The sequence below is a fragment of the Bacillus weihaiensis genome, assembly GCF_001889165.1.
GTDB classification, from domain to species: domain Bacteria; phylum Bacillota; class Bacilli; order Bacillales; family Bacillaceae; genus Metabacillus; species Metabacillus weihaiensis.
In genome coordinates, this window is sequence record NZ_CP016020.1 from 1,864,042 (window position 1) to 1,878,760 (window position 14,719).

General features: G+C 37.0%; 13 protein-coding genes. 11 read left to right on the plus strand and 2 right to left on the minus strand.

All coding sequences use genetic code 11. From position 1 onward, the window contains the following. Positions 1–491: 491 nt before the first annotated feature. The 9 genes from A9C19_RS08990 to A9C19_RS09035 all read left to right on the plus strand — a co-directional run bounded on the left by A9C19_RS08990 (position 492) and on the right by A9C19_RS09035 (position 9,219). Entirely contained in the window at positions 492–1,634 is a 1,143-nt protein-coding gene (locus A9C19_RS08990; protein ID WP_072581816.1) for a M20 family metallopeptidase, read from the plus strand. A gap of 172 nt (positions 1,635–1,806) precedes the next feature. Then, positions 1,807–2,427 carry a YitT family protein gene (locus A9C19_RS08995; RefSeq protein WP_072579633.1) on the plus strand — a complete coding sequence of 207 codons (621 nt, stop codon included), beginning with the start codon at positions 1,807–1,809 and terminating at the stop codon, positions 2,425–2,427. Between the two features lie 28 nt (positions 2,428–2,455). After that, the gene (locus A9C19_RS09000; protein ID WP_072579634.1) at positions 2,456–2,890 is read left to right on the plus strand and encodes a YueI family protein; all 435 of its coding nucleotides are present in this window, start codon (positions 2,456–2,458) and stop codon (positions 2,888–2,890) included. Between the two features lie 289 nt (positions 2,891–3,179). Further along, positions 3,180–3,395 (plus strand): acetyl-CoA carboxylase biotin carboxyl carrier protein subunit, encoded by a 216-nt coding sequence (locus A9C19_RS09010; protein ID WP_072579636.1) that lies wholly within the window; start codon positions 3,180–3,182, stop codon positions 3,393–3,395. Positions 3,396–3,409: 14 nt separating this feature from the next. Beyond that, positions 3,410–4,312 (plus strand): hydroxymethylglutaryl-CoA lyase, encoded by a 903-nt coding sequence (locus tag A9C19_RS09015; protein WP_233499258.1) that lies wholly within the window; start codon positions 3,410–3,412, stop codon positions 4,310–4,312. A 27-nt stretch (positions 4,313–4,339) separates the two neighbouring features. After that, positions 4,340–5,869 carry an acyl-CoA carboxylase subunit beta gene (locus A9C19_RS09020; protein WP_072579638.1) on the plus strand — a complete coding sequence of 510 codons (1,530 nt, stop codon included), beginning with the start codon at positions 4,340–4,342 and terminating at the stop codon, positions 5,867–5,869. Between the two features lie 53 nt (positions 5,870–5,922). Continuing rightward, entirely contained in the window at positions 5,923–7,071 is a 1,149-nt protein-coding gene (locus tag A9C19_RS09025; RefSeq protein ID WP_072579639.1) for an acyl-CoA dehydrogenase, read from the plus strand. A gap of 18 nt (positions 7,072–7,089) precedes the next feature. After that, positions 7,090–8,430 carry an acetyl-CoA carboxylase biotin carboxylase subunit gene (locus tag A9C19_RS09030; RefSeq protein WP_072579640.1) on the plus strand — a complete coding sequence of 447 codons (1,341 nt, stop codon included), beginning with the start codon at positions 7,090–7,092 and terminating at the stop codon, positions 8,428–8,430. Between the two features lie 9 nt (positions 8,431–8,439). Beyond that, positions 8,440–9,219 (plus strand): enoyl-CoA hydratase, encoded by a 780-nt coding sequence (locus A9C19_RS09035; protein ID WP_072579641.1) that lies wholly within the window; start codon positions 8,440–8,442, stop codon positions 9,217–9,219. Positions 9,220–9,426: 207 nt separating this feature from the next. On the opposite strand, the gene A9C19_RS09040 is transcribed toward A9C19_RS09035, so the two are convergent. After that, positions 9,427–9,621: a hypothetical protein gene (locus A9C19_RS09040; protein ID WP_072579642.1), complete on the minus strand. Its 195-nt coding sequence runs from the start codon at positions 9,619–9,621 to the stop codon at positions 9,427–9,429. Positions 9,622–10,327: 706 nt separating this feature from the next. On the opposite strand from A9C19_RS09040, the gene pepF reads away from it, so the two are divergent. Continuing rightward, entirely contained in the window at positions 10,328–12,121 is a 1,794-nt protein-coding gene (pepF, locus tag A9C19_RS09050; protein ID WP_072579644.1) for an oligoendopeptidase F, read from the plus strand. A gap of 687 nt (positions 12,122–12,808) precedes the next feature. Here the strand turns inward: pepF and A9C19_RS09055 are convergent. After that, a complete protein-coding gene (locus A9C19_RS09055; RefSeq protein WP_072579645.1) occupies positions 12,809–13,663 on the minus strand; it encodes a MurR/RpiR family transcriptional regulator in 855 nt (284 codons plus the stop codon). Between the two features lie 150 nt (positions 13,664–13,813). Between A9C19_RS09055 and gnd the strand changes: the two genes are divergently transcribed. Beyond that, positions 13,814–14,716 carry a phosphogluconate dehydrogenase (NAD(+)-dependent, decarboxylating) gene (gnd, locus tag A9C19_RS09060; RefSeq protein ID WP_072579646.1) on the plus strand — a complete coding sequence of 301 codons (903 nt, stop codon included), beginning with the start codon at positions 13,814–13,816 and terminating at the stop codon, positions 14,714–14,716. Positions 14,717–14,719 lie beyond the last annotated feature (3 nt).

Here is a 14,719-nt window from a genome sequence, read left to right on the forward strand (position 1 = left end):
TGTCGTGAGTTGTTAACCTATAAAATGAGTAATTTAATAGAATAAAGTTTTAAAATGCCTGCTTTTGATTAAAATAAAAAGAAAAAACCGATTAGGAAATCCATAGAATCGTAATGTTAAACCTGGATGTGCAATTATGAAAAAGATTTAGCCTCTTATCACTTCCTTTTATGGGGATAGGTTTCCTACTGTATGGATTATGTTGGATCATCGATGTCTATTCTGAACTCGTTATCCTATTGGGCTTTGTGATATTCATTGTGAGTTTCTCTAAAGTCGACTGTGAGTTGAAAGGAGTATATCTTGACGCCTCATATAAATGACCATTTCATCCGGTTTCATTTTAAATGTTCTTACAAAAACTGTTTTCTTCTGGTAAAATCTAATAATAAAGTTATGTAAACTGTTTGAAAAATAATATATGGATTCGTCATTTGACAAAGAAAGCGATGCAGGTAGTCGTTCTGAAAGAGAAAGAAGGAAAAGGTAAGATGGAATCGTTTTTAAAGCAGCAAGAAAATGCAATGCTGCACTTTATTGAAGAGCTTGTAAATATCGATAGTGGTTCTTATGATAAGCAAGGTGTAGATAAAATCGGGGAAATATTGATCTCACATTATAAAGAGTTAGGCTTTCAAATTGAAGTCGAAAAACAAGAGGAATTTGGAAACCACCTTTTGATTCAGCATCGAGATGCAATTGATCCTCAAATTATTATTCTAGCCCATATGGATACGGTTTTTCCTGTTGGTACAGCGGCAGAACGTCCATTTTCTATCAAAGACGATCGGGCTTATGGTCCGGGTGTTATTGATATGAAGTCTAGCCATGCTTCACTCCTTTATGCCATAAAGGCATTGATGCATGAAGGTCTTATTGGATATAAAGACATAAAAATTGTTATAAATAGTGATGAAGAAATCGGTTCACCTTCTTCCAAATGTATGATTGAACGTGAAGCTAAAGGGAAAAAATACGCGCTTGTGATGGAACCAGCACGGAAAGATGGATCACTTGTTTCAGCAAGAAGAGGAAAAGGAAACTATACGTTAATTGTTGAAGGTAGAGCTGCACATTCTGGTATAGAGCCAGAAAAAGGACGGAGTGCCATTGAAGAGTTAGCTCATAAGATATTGCAGCTTTATGAATTATCTGATCATGAAAATGGAATCAGTGTAAATGTAGGGTTAATTGAAGGCGGTTCTAGTGCAAACACTGTCTCCGATCATGCAGAAGCTCAGATTGATATTCGAATAAAGGAAATGGATCAAGTAGAATATCTTGAAGAAAGGCTTGAAGAAATTTGTGCCTCAACAGAGGTCTCTGGAACAAAGGTTTTATTAGAGGGTGAGATGAACCGTCCTCCTATGGAGAAAAACAAAAAAACACGTGCGTTGCTCCGTATTATTCAAGATGTTGGCGAAGAAATTGGCATTGAAATTGAGGATACGTCAACAGGTGGAGGATCTGATGCTTCTTTTACATCATCTCTTGGGATTGCAACGATTGATGGTTTGGGACCGGTAGGCGGAAATGCACATAGTGATAAGGAGTATTTAGAAATTCCGACTTTAGTGGAACGGACCTTATTATTGGCTTTATTAATTGAAAGGTTATCACATCGAACAAAATAAGACATAGGTGATATAGGTGAATTCTTATGAATGAATCCTTATCACTTTTTTTTATCCTTAAACTAACAAGTTTATAATAATGCTTAGATATATTTCCGAGGTACTTGTTTCTCCGTTTGAAATATGGCATGTTAGTAAAAGAAAGTAAGTTGAAGTGGTAAGGAGTCAAGTCATGCTAGAACATTTAGATATAAGTAGAAAAGTCTGTTTTTTAGCACTAGGAGCTACTATACAAGGATTGGCTATGTCACTTTTTTTATTTCCGCATTATATCCCTTCTGGCGGTGCTGCTAGTATTAGTGTGTTAGTCAATCATTTCTTTGCAATTCCTTTCTCCATTACATTAATTATTGTAAATGGTAGCTTGCTATTAGCAGCTGTCAAGTGGCTCGGGAAAGAAAATGCTTTATGGACCATGTATTGTGTAACCATTACCTCTATTATCATTCAAGTTCTTAGCCCTTTTATTCAGAAGCCTTTCTCATTTATCTTACTTGACTTAGGAATAGGATCTGTATTGTTTGGTTTGGGATTAGGTATCTTATTTAGAATGGGAGCTTCATCTGGTGGTATGGATATATTAGCATTGGTAATGTCCAAAATAAGCAAAAGATCACCAGGTAAACTTTTATTCGGTATTAACGGGTTGTTATTATTGTCAACAGGTGTTTTAGTTGATATGAAAATTATCCTCTATGCACTTGGTTGTCAATTTATAAGTACACGGATAGTGGATATCATTTATCATCTTCAATTGAAGCAAAATTCACGAATAGTGAAGAAAGCTAGCTAAATTGGGCTTTTTAGGAGGGTAGAAAAAGATGGATAAATCAAAGGTGGACGACTATTTACAACAAGGAATTTATGGAAAGCGAGAAATAAATCCAGATGAACGTCGAAAATTCCTAGGCACGCTAAGAGAAAGAGTGGTCGTCGTCTTAACTAAGAAACAAGTTCGAGAAAAGGGAACCTATCAAGAAGTAGAAGAGCTAATGAAAAAGAATCAAGAAGCCACGTTGTTTTTAAACGGCACAATGAATTATTCTTTCTTGTCTGACTACATTAAATTGGCTAATAAAGTAGGAACTAAATTTCTTATCTCGACTGATAAGGAGCATGAGACAGACTTAGGACTTGTATTAGCTTATGATTATGCCATCGATAAAGAAAAAATCTATATTACAAAAAAACAAGAGGTAGAAAGAGATAATAGTGAGGAGAAGAGTTTAAAAAATTTTTTCAAAAAGCTTTTTTAAGCTTCACTATTATTTCTTCTTTTGTATGAATCGGAGAGGCTGGGACAGAAGTGCCTGGCACCTTATCGTAACGACTATATGTACGCACTGATTTATCTAGTGCATACAATAGATTGTATCGGAGGGTGCCTGGCTCTTTGTTTTGTCCCAGCCTCTTTTTTTGATTCTCATTCACAATATACTCATGGAAAAGTGAGAATTATTCAAAAATTCATTCTCAATACTAACTACAATTCTTCTTGAATAAGATAGTTATAGGTTTTGATCTTATTTTTATGGAGGTGTGATTATGCAACAACAGATTTATTCAAATATGGCAGGGAGTGTATGGAAGATCACTGTGAAAGTAGGAGATGTAATTAAAGTAGGTCAAGAAGTGGTGATTTTAGAATCAATGAAAATGGAGATTCCTATTCTATCTGAGTATGAAGGACGTGTAAAAACCATTCTTATTCAAGAAACTGATTTCGTAAATGATGGTGATATTCTTCTAGAGTTAGAATAGAAGGGAGAGGTATTGTGTATTTACCGAAAAAGGTCACCGTGAAAGAAGTTGGACCAAGAGATGGATTACAAAATGAAAAAAAACAAATTAATACGGATGATAAGGTCAAATGGATTAACATGCTCTCTCATACAGGTTTATCTTTTATTGAAGTAACTTCATTTGTTCATCCAAAATGGATTCCATCATTAGCGGATTGCTTTGAAGTGGCAAAAAAAATCGATCGAGTTGAAGGTGTTACTTATAGTGCCCTTGTTCCTAACCAAAAAGGGCTGGAAAAAGCCTTAGCTGCAGAAATAGATGAAATAGCTATTTTTATGTCAGCTAGTGAAACACATAATCAACACAATGTAAATCGTTCAAGAGAGGATTCTTTTGCGATCCTAAAAGGAGTAATCAACGATAGTCTTACTGAAAATAAAAAAGTACGAGGTTATATATCAACTGTTTTTGGTTGTCCATATGAAGGCGCTATTGAAGTAGCTGAAGTACTTCGCATTTGTGAAAAGCTCTTTAGTATGGGAGTATATGAGATTTCCTTAGGCGATACCATTGGTGTTGCCACCCCAAAGCAGGTAAACGAGGTGCTATCTCTCATCTTTAGAGAATTTCCAGAAGGACAATTTGCGATGCATTTTCATAATACGAGAGGAACTGCACTAGCAAATGTAAACGCTTCCTTAGAGCTTGGTATTACGTCGTTTGATAGTTCTCTAGGTGGCTTGGGGGGCTGTCCTTATGCACCAGGTGCCTCCGGTAATGTTGCAACGGATGATTTGTATTATCTCTTAAATACAATGGGCATTCAAACTGGTATCGAAGAAAAGAAGTTAAAAGCTGCAGTAAGATATATTCAAGAAAAAATTGGAAGACGTTTAGATAGTCATTCAAGTAGGTTACTAGAAGAATTTCTTTAAATTTAATGAGAGTGGGAGGGAGCTATAATGTCGTTAGAAGAAACGCTACGAAAACGAGTTGAACACATCAAAAAAGGTGGTCCAACTAAGTATCAGGAGAAAAATGAGTCCCAAGGGAAATTATTTGTTAGGAAACGACTTGAGCTTCTCTTTGATCATGGCTTAGAAACTGAGGATGGACTGTTAGCAAACTGTTTAGAAGAAGGCTTGCCAGCAGATGGTGTAATTACAGGGATAGGAAAAGTGCATGGCAAGAATGTTTGCGTTATTGCGAATGATTCTACGATTAAGGCAGGTTCCTGGGGAGCAAAGACAGTTGAAAAGATCATTCGAATGCAAGAAACGGCTGAAAAGTTACAAATACCTCTTCTTTACTTAGTGGATTCAGCTGGAGCAAGAATTACGGATCAGATTGAGATGTTTCCCGGGAGAAGGGGGGCTGGAAGAATCTTTTATAATCAAGTAAAGCTTTCTGGCCAAATTCCTCAAATCTGTATCTTGTTCGGTCCATCAGCAGCAGGAGGTGCATACATACCAGCCTTTTGTGATATTGTCATTATGGTCGAAGGGAATGCTTCTATGTATTTAGGTTCACCACGAATGGCAGAGATGGTTATTGGTGAGAAGGTATCTCTAGAAGAGATGGGTGGAGCTAATATGCATTGCTCCGTTTCAGGATGTGGTGATATTTTAGCGAAATCAGAAGAAGAAGCTATACAGCTTTCTAGACAATACCTCTCATATTTCCCAGCAAACTACTCAGAAAAACCACCTGAAGCTAAGAAAAGATCTCTAAAAGCTTTTGACCAACCCCTGGAAGAAATACTGCCGGAAAATCAGAATGCCCCTTTTAATATGATGGAACTTATTGAAAGAATCATTGATGAAGATTCTTTTTTTGAAATAAAAAAGCTTTTTGCACAAGAGCTAATTACTGGCTTATGTCGAATAAATGGCCAGTCAGTTGGTATTATTGCTAATCAGCCTCGTGTAAAAGGTGGTGTATTATTTCATGATTCCGCAGATAAAGCAGCAAAATTTATTACTCTATGTGATGCATTCCATATACCCTTATTATTCTTAGCGGACATCCCTGGATTTATGATCGGAACAAAGGTAGAAAGAGCTGGAATCATTCGTCATGGTGCAAAAATGATTGCGAGTATGTCCCAAGCAACTGTACCCAAGATCTCAATTATCGTTAGAAAAGCTTATGGGGCAGGGTTATATGCCATGGCTGGACCTGCCTTCGAACCGGATTGTTGTTTGGCACTACCGACCGCATCGATTGCAGTTATGGGACCGGAAGCGGCTGTTAACGCTGTTTATGCCAAGAAGATTGCAGAACTACCAGATGAGGAACGTCAGGAATTTATTAAGAGGAAGCGTGAAGAATATAAGGAAGATATAAATCTTTATCGTCTTGCATCAGAGATGATTATTGACGGAATTATATCACCTAATACCTTAAGAGATGAGTTGATTAGTAGATTTGACGTCTACCAATCCAAGTATATGCCATTTTCAACTAGGAAGCATCCGGTTTATCCTGTTTAGTTCCACATGATCTTAAAGAACGTACGATCTATTAAAGAGGGGATGGAAGTGGAATGAACTTCGATTTAACTAAAGAACAAAAAATGATACGAAATGTTATGCGTGATTTTGCTGATAAGGAGGTTGCTCCTGATGCAGATGAACGTGATAAATCGGGGCAGTTTCCTAAAGATATTTTTAAAAAGCTCGCAACGCTTGAGATGATGGGTTTACCTTTTCCTGAAAAATACGGTGGTGGTGAATCGGATAGTGTGAGCTTCGCGATTGTCGTTGAAGAATTAAGTAAAGTGTGCGCTTCAACAGGAATTACTTACTCTGCTCATATCTCACTAGGTGCAGCTCCGATTTATGCTTTTGGTACGGAAAAACAAAAACAAGAGTATTTAACGCCACTATGCAAGGGGGAATACTTAGGTGCGTTTGGATTGACAGAACCAAATGCTGGATCTGATGCTGGCGGAACAGAAACAACTGCGACATTGAATGGAGATCATTGGGTAATTTCTGGGTCAAAATGTTATATTACAAATGCAAGCTATGCAAATTATCTTGCCATTACAGCGGTAACAGATCGATCAAAGGGTACAAATGGGATAAGTGCTTTCATCGTTCCAACTCATGCAAAAGGCTTTACGGTCATTGATCAGTACGAGAAGATGGGACTTCATTCCTCTAATACAACAGAGCTGATTTTAGATTCTGTAATAGTTCCTAAGGAGAATTTATTAGGGGTAGAAGGACATGGATATAAGCAATTTTTAGCCACGTTAGATGGAGGACGAATTGGAATTGCAGCCATGGCAGTTGGAATTGCACAAGGTGCGTATGAGAAGGCACTAGCCTACTCAAAAGAAAGAAAACAATTTGGCAAACGTCTTTCAGCATTTCAGGCGATACAATTTAAGCTCGCTGATATGGCAATGAATATAGAGATTGCAAGAAATATGGTGTATAAGACTGCCTGGTTAAAGGATGAGGGAAGAAAATTCAAAAAAGAAGCGGCCATTGCTAAATTATTCGCATCTGAAATGTGTATGAGGGTGTGTGACCAGGCGATTCAAATTCATGGAGGGTATGGGTACATGAAGGAATATCAAGTGGAGCGTTTTTTCCGTGATGCTAAGCTACTTGAAATCGGAGAAGGTACTTCAGAAGTCCAGCGAATGGTCATTGCGCGTCAGATCGGCTGTGAAAATAAATAACGAGAGGAAGAATATTGGATGTTTTCTAAAGTGCTTATTGCAAATCGTGGTGAAATAGCGTGCAGAGTGATACGTACTTGTAAAAAAATGGGCATAAATACAGTGGCAATTTATTCAGAAGCGGATCATGATGCTCCACATGTGAAACAGGCAGATGAAGCCTATCTTGTCGGTGGTCCTCGAGTAGCTGATAGCTATTTAAATGTCGATACCATCATGAGAATTGCCAAGGAAAGCAAAGTAGAAGCCGTTCATCCGGGGTACGGTCTCCTCTCAGAGAATGAACTGTTTGCTAGACGATGTGAACAAGAAGGACTTTCTTTTATTGGTCCGACACCGGACGTTATTTTAGCTATGGGGGACAAAATTGAAGCTCGAGGCTTGATGATAAAAGCTGGGGTTCCAGTTGTGCCTGGAATTCTTCACGAACTAAAGAATGCGGATGAAGCGATCGAAGTTGCTGAAAAAATTGGATATCCTATCATGCTGAAAGCGTCGGCTGGTGGTGGAGGAATTGGCATGCAATTTGTAACTTCGAATGAAGAGATGAGAAAGGCATTTGAAGGGAATCAAAAACGGGCTCATTCCTTTTTTGGAAATGGAGCCATGTATATTGAAAAGTTTATTGAAAATCCGAGGCATATTGAGATTCAAATACTAGCCGATTCCTATGGGAATATTGTTCATCTTTGGGAGAGAGAATGTTCGATTCAAAGACGGAATCAGAAGGTGATTGAAGAAGCGCCATCTTTATTTCTAAATGATGAAACGCGGTTACAAATAGGGGAAACGGCAGTCAAAGCAGCTAAAAGCCTAGGATATCGGAATGCAGGAACGATTGAGTTTTTAGTTGACGCAAATCAACACTTTTATTTCTTAGAAATGAACACGAGAATACAAGTGGAGCATCCTGTCACAGAAGAAATCACAGGAATTGATATTGTCGAAGAGCAAATAAAAATAGCAGCTGGTATGTGCCTGTCTTTTTCTCAAAAAGAGGTGAAAAGAGAAGGTCATGCATTGGAAGTTCGTATTTATGCAGAAGACCCTGTTACATTTTATCCTTCACCAGGAAAGCTAACGTCATTGGTAATTCCAGATGGGGATGGAATAAGACATGAATTAGCTGTCCATCACTCATCAACTGTAACACCATACTATGATCCTTTAATTGCTAAATTAATTGTAAAGGGAAAGAACAGAGAAGAGGCCATTTCGAAAATGAAGGAAGCATTAGATCGCTATAAAATAACAGGAATCAAAACAAATATTCCGATGCTACAAAACGTTTTATTACACGAAAAGTTTAGAAAAGGGGAAACTACCACTTCATTTGTAAAAAACTATTTGCAGGAGTGAGGTGCGAGAATGAGTGAACTGGTAAAAGTGTCGATTGATGAAGGTATTGCTACATTCATACTTAATCGTCCGAAAGCGGCTAATTCTTTATCATTGGAGCTAGTAAGAGAATTTAGTGAAGGCTTAATGATGTGTAGGAGAAATCAAGAGGTACGTTGTATTGTTTTAACGGGCGCAGGAGATAGAGTATTTTGTGCAGGAGCAGACTTAAAGGAACGGGCAAGTATGAACGATCAACAGGTACAAGAAACAGTCGCTACTATTGGAGAAGCAGTATCTTTAGTCGAAAAAATACCTCAGCCAGTAATTGCGGCTATTAATGGAACGGCACTTGGAGGTGGAATGGAACTCATTCTAGCTTGCGACATTCGGATCGCTAGTGAACAAGCACTGTTTGGATTACCTGAAACTTCGCTCGGGATTATTCCTGGTGCAGGTGGCACACAGCGATTGCCTAGATTAATAGGAAGTGGTCGTGCGAAAGAGCTTATCTATACAGGGCAAAAGATAACAGCACATGAAGCAAGAGAATATGGACTAGTAGAATATATTACACATCAGAATCAAGTACTAGAAAAAGCACATGAAATGGCTGCATGTATTTCTAGAAATGCTCCAATCGCTATTAGGCAGGCTAAGCGTGTAATCAATTGTGGTGTAGAGGTAGCATTAGAAGATGGGCTTGAACTAGAAAAAGAAGCATACCATTACACCATTCCGACTGATGATAGAAAAGAAGGATTACTTGCATTTAAAGAAAAACGAAAACCTGTTTATAAAGGCAAATAAACAGGTAAATGAATAAATTAGCAATTGAGAGGCTGGGACAAAACAAAGAGCCAGGCACCCTCCGATACAATCTATTGTGTGCACTAGATAAATAAGTGCGTACATATAGTCGTTACGATAAGGCGCCAGGCACTTCTGTCCCATCCTCTTTTTTATCTGTGGCATATTTTCTTCAAACTGCGTAATAAAAAGAAGTATTTCCCATTATTAATTCGATGCTTCTGAACGTAGAAGAAACTTTTCAAGCAATGAAATTAGAGAGACTGTAACACATACCACAAGTAATCCAGTTATTAACGAAGATGTATTTAACCCGTAATGAGCGAAAGCGGATGTTAGGAGATAACTTACAACGAAACTGAGTAGTAAAACAAACACGTAAATACCGATTTTCTTTTCCATTAATTTCACCTCCGTCTATATACGTTTATAAATAGAACAAAGTTTCAAAAAACTATAATTAAAAATATCTTTCCCTCGTTCATCCTTCAATACACTATTGTACAAGATACCCTATTTTTTTGATTCACAGTATGAGTCTAAACTTATATTCACTATTTCTGTTTTAGAGCCCATTAGAAGATGTCTAAGTTCTTTTTCTATGTTTAGTTTCAATTCTTTAAACTTTTATTACTTTTAATTTATTCAACACTATTATTATACAGAAGTGAATTTCTTGGTAAGTTAGAAAGAATGAGATACACTTTCAGTTGAATACAACTGGAGTCACTTGCAGAAAATGGTACAATAAAGTAAACCAATAAGGGGTATCACCTTAATTCAACAGTCGATAGAAAATAAATAACATGTGAAAACATAAAGTAACCTGCTCTTCAAATCAATACCCCCATTAGGTTGTGAATGGTTATTTTGAAGGAAACCTACGTAATGAGTTTCACTACATTAATTGGAAGTCAATACTGTTTTTGGTACTTCTAATGATGAGCTTACAGCATTTGTTCAAGAGTCAGCAGCCTGATTTAATCAGAATACATAGCAAGGTTTTCATAATAACAAGAGCTTTTACAGGTACAGAACAAGCGAGAGAGCGTTATGAAGAGTCAAAAAATACGTATACTAAAAGAAAGTACTTATTAGGAGGGTTCGAATGAAATATTATAAAAGTCGAGAAGACGTACCTACACATGAAAAATGGAACTTAGAAGACTTATATAGTTCTCATGAGCAATGGGAAAATGACGTTCAAGCTGTAGAAGAAAAAGCCACGTTGTTAAAAGAATTTGATCAAAAAATATCAAATGGTGAAACACTATACCAATTTTTAAATATGCAAGAAGAGCTATCGTTTACATTTAATCAACTCTATGCCTTTGCCATGCTTAAGGGGGATGAGGATACGCGTGAAACAAAGTCACAGGCCTTACTTGACCGCGCGAAACAAGTAAGTGTGAAAGTAAGCTCGGCCACTTCTTTCTTTATGCCATATCTTTTAAGTTTAACAGAGGAAACCCTAAAGGAATACATAAGCGAAGAACCGAGGTTAGCGTATTTCGAACAAGATCTATTTGATTCCTTTCGCTACAAAAATCATGTGCTGAGTAAGGAACAGGAACAAGTTATATCTCAGCTAGGAGAGGCTTTATCAGCGCCTGCAAACACCTTCGGAATGATCAATAATGCAGATATTAAATTCGGTGACATTACGAATGAAGATGGAGAAAAGGTTGAGTTAACAAGAGGAATGTATGCAAAAATAATGGAGGGTGAAGACAGAGATAAGAGAAAAGAAGCGTATAAAGCATATTATATGCCATATGTACAAATGAAAAATTCAATTGCTTCTACCTTATCAGCAAGTATAAAGAATAATGTAACTCTTGCTAAACTAAGACAGTATCCATCTGCGTTAGAAAAGGGGTTATTTGGAGATTTTGTTCCAAAAGAAGTATATGAGAAATTAATTTCAACAACTAAGTTAAACCTCCCTGTTCTCCATTCTTATACTAAAATTCGAAAGGACATATTAGACGTCGAGGAATTAAGACAATATGACCTTAGTGTTCCATTAGTAAAAGGGGTAAAGAAAGAAATTACCTATGATGAAGCTTATGACATCATGTTAAAAGCATTAGCTCCGCTAGGCGAGGAGTATTTACAAACATTAAAAGAATTTAAGGAGTCAAGATATATTGATGTAAGGGAAACTCCTGGAAAACGATCTGGAGCATATAATCTCGGGGTTTACGGTGTGCATCCATATATCTTATTAAATCATCAAGATGACCTTAATAGCTTATTTACCCTTGTTCATGAATGTGGGCATGGAGTTCATAGTAAGCTCAGCTCCTTACATCAGCCGCAGATTACTGCGCGGTACAGTATTTTCGTAGCTGAGGTAGCGTCCACTGTTAACGAAATCTTACTCATTAACTATTTACTAAATCATGAGAAGGATCTTCATGTACGAAAGTATTTACTTAATCATTTTATTGATCAATTTAAAGGGACTTTTTTTACACAAGTCATGTTTGCTGAATTTGAATGGAAAACACATGAAAAAGCTGAAAAAGGTGAAGCGTTAAATGCTGATGTGTTTAATACCATCTATGAAAGCTTATTTAGAGAATATTATGGCCCGGAGCTTGTTTTTGATGAAGAGGTTAAATATGGATGGAGTCGAATTCCACATTTTTATCGACCTTTTTATGTGTATAAATATGCTACTGGCTTTGCCTCGGCTATTTCTATTGCAACAAGAATTTTAGATGGAGATCAAGATACGCTTAAGAATTACCTACATTTCCTCTCAAGTGGCAGTGTTGATTATCCACTTGAATTATTGAAAAAGACAGGTGTAGACTTAACAACACCTGAACCCATTGAGAGTTCACTTAAAAAGTTTAAAGAATTGGTCGAAGAATTTTCGTCATTAGGAGAGTAGTCAATTATTTTATTATTTGAATGAATTACCTAAATTGAATACGTAGAGTCTCAGAGCTCTCAAGACGCAAAAAAGGTGACCTTTCCAGCAAGTAAGCCTGTTTAATCTACAAGAAGGATATGATTTAGGACCTACCCAACGTGTTGTAGCTATGTTTTCAACTTTTTGGTAGATCGTATCATTGCCATGTTATTTCAGCCATAAGCTGATTAAATTCCTTTTCTAAGAGAGTGTTGGCTTATAAATATTTTTTGAACGAAATGACTAAAGATTGAATGGTAGAAAAGTGCGAGACTCCTGGGGGAGGAGAGGGATAAGTGTGATCCAAACGGCGGTTGCGCCGAGGAAGGCTCCCCGCTCGCCCCTCAGAAAGCAAGCAACTGGTGCGAAATTAAACCAGACCGGATACTTGATAAATAGCCAAAATGTAAATGGTATCTAAATTCTGTAGGTCTTTGTTCTTTAAAATAAGCATGTATAAAGTTGATTTATTAGTTTAAGGTACTAACTTAAAAAACCCAAACTAAGATGGACTCTTCTATTGAGTAACACATCCAAGTTTGGGTTTTTATATTACGTAGTAAACGCTAACTTGCAGCGAATGTAGGAAATCGCTTATCCAGCATAGTTACATTAAGGCAAGCGGCCTAGAGCTTTATTTCTAGAAATTAGAAGTGATTCTACTTATCAAATTCTTTTCACTAATATTGCTTCGCGCATTTTTTTTAATGCTTCTTTCCCTTCATTTCCGAGCTTCATTAACACATTCACATACAAGACATCGATAATACTTAGCTGGGCAATTCGTGAAGATAACGCTTCTGATCGATAGTCTGTTTCCTCTGAAACGGTATAAAGAGGGATATGGACAGCACCACTTAAAGGTGATTTAGCATAATTAGTAATCGCAATCATCTTTGCACCGGTCTCTTTCACAACATTTAGAATATGGAGAATATCCTTTGAAGAACCAGAATGCGAGATAAGAATGGCACAATCTTTTTCTGTCATTTGTGAAGCAGCCATGAGCTGAAAATGTGTATCAATCGTTGCTTGCACCTTTAATCCAGTTCGGACAAATTTGTGATAAGCATCAAGAGCAATAATACTAGATCCACCGCTTCCAAAAAACTGAATTGATTGAGCTGATAGAATACTTTCGACTGCCAGCTGGATTTGCTCTTCGCTTATAATACTCAACGTGTCATCAAGCGTTTTCATATTGGAACGAAAAACTTTGGACGCAATTGTTTCCATTGTATCACCCTCAGATACTTTTTCATGAATATCCTGAAGGGGAGAAACAACCTCTGTTGCAAGTGCGATTTTCATTGCTTGATATCCTTTATAGCCAAGTCGTTTGCAGAAGCGAAAAACCGTCGAATCAGCTACTTCAAGGTCTTCTGCTAGCTGGTTTATTGAAGAATGAATAATTTTATTCGGATATTTCAACATATAATCCGCAATTTTTCTCTCTGTAATACTAAACTTCGGATAAAGCTTACGTATCGTGACTAAACAAGGCTCCTGGGTCTTTTTCATATACATCTCTCCTGATAGGGCTTTCTTTTATTATACTAAAAAGATCAAAAAGAAAAAATATTTTTCTGGAATCGCTTGCAAAAAGAAATTTTTTTCTTATAATGAAACTATCAAGAAAATTTATTTCGTAACGAGAAAAGGATGATATGTATGCAAATTGGAATGATAGGGTTAGGGAAAATGGGATATCAGCTATCTCTTAATCTTTCAAATAAAGGATATGAAGTTGTAGCAAATGATGTAAATCTAGATGCTATGAAAAAAATTTCCGAAGATGGTGTGCAAATAGCAGAAACAATTGAAGCTCTTGTTAGTAAACTAGCAAATCCTCGTAAAGTTTGGATGATGGTACCAGCGGGTGAAGCGACTGAACAAGTCTTTCAAAAATTGCTTCCATTGTTAGAAGAAGGAGATTATATCATTGATGGAGGAAATGCCCACTATAAGGATTCTTTAAGAAGAAATGAAGAATGTGAAGCAAAGGGGATTTATTTCTTTGACTGTGGAACTAGCGGTGGTGTAGATGGTGCTCGAAATGGAGCTTGCACAATGGTGGGTGGAAATAAAGACGCATTCATTGAGATTGAGCCAATTTTTAAAGATATTACTGTTGAAAACGGTTACCTTTATTCTGGGAAAGCTGGAAGTGGTCACTTTTTAAAAATGGTTCATAACGGTATTGAGTATGGAATGATGCAAGCAATTGGAGAAGGATTTGATCTTCTTGAAAAAAGTCCGTTCGACTACGATTATGAAAAGGTTGCTAAAGTTTGGAATAATGGATCTGTTATTCGTTCTTGGTTAATGGAGTTGACGGAAAATGCCTTTTCTAAAGACCAAAAGCTAGAGAGTATAAAAGGAATCATGCACTCATCAGGTGAAGGAAAATGGACGGTAGAAACAGCTCTCGATCTTCAAACAGCGGCACCTGTTATTACGATGGCGTTAATGATGCGTTACCGCTCATTAGAAGAGGACACGTTTACTGGAAAAGTTGTAGCAGCTCTTCGTAATGAATTTGGCGGTCATGCGGTTGAAAGGAAAGAAGGATAACAA

Excerpts from the sequence above, each read along its gene's own strand:
- A9C19_RS08990 (WP_072581816.1), top strand. The coding sequence starts at position 492 with ATGGAATCGTTTTTAAAGCAGCAAGAAAATGCAATGCTGCACTTTATT.
- A9C19_RS09030 (WP_072579640.1), top strand. The coding sequence starts at position 7,090 with ATGTTTTCTAAAGTGCTTATTGCAAATCGTGGTGAAATAGCGTGCAGA.
- A9C19_RS09040 (WP_072579642.1), bottom strand. The coding sequence starts at position 9,621 with ATGGAAAAGAAAATCGGTATTTACGTGTTTGTTTTACTACTCAGTTTC.
- A9C19_RS09000 (WP_072579634.1), top strand. The coding sequence starts at position 2,456 with ATGGATAAATCAAAGGTGGACGACTATTTACAACAAGGAATTTATGGA.
- A9C19_RS09055 (WP_072579645.1), bottom strand. The coding sequence starts at position 13,663 with ATGAAAAAGACCCAGGAGCCTTGTTTAGTCACGATACGTAAGCTTTAT.
- pepF (WP_072579644.1), top strand. The coding sequence starts at position 10,328 with ATGAAATATTATAAAAGTCGAGAAGACGTACCTACACATGAAAAATGG.
- A9C19_RS09020 (WP_072579638.1), top strand. The coding sequence starts at position 4,340 with ATGTCGTTAGAAGAAACGCTACGAAAACGAGTTGAACACATCAAAAAA.
- A9C19_RS09025 (WP_072579639.1), top strand. The coding sequence starts at position 5,923 with ATGAACTTCGATTTAACTAAAGAACAAAAAATGATACGAAATGTTATG.
- gnd (WP_072579646.1), top strand. The coding sequence starts at position 13,814 with ATGCAAATTGGAATGATAGGGTTAGGGAAAATGGGATATCAGCTATCT.
- A9C19_RS09035 (WP_072579641.1), top strand. The coding sequence starts at position 8,440 with ATGAGTGAACTGGTAAAAGTGTCGATTGATGAAGGTATTGCTACATTC.
- A9C19_RS08995 (WP_072579633.1), top strand. The coding sequence starts at position 1,807 with ATGCTAGAACATTTAGATATAAGTAGAAAAGTCTGTTTTTTAGCACTA.
- A9C19_RS09010 (WP_072579636.1), top strand. The coding sequence starts at position 3,180 with ATGCAACAACAGATTTATTCAAATATGGCAGGGAGTGTATGGAAGATC.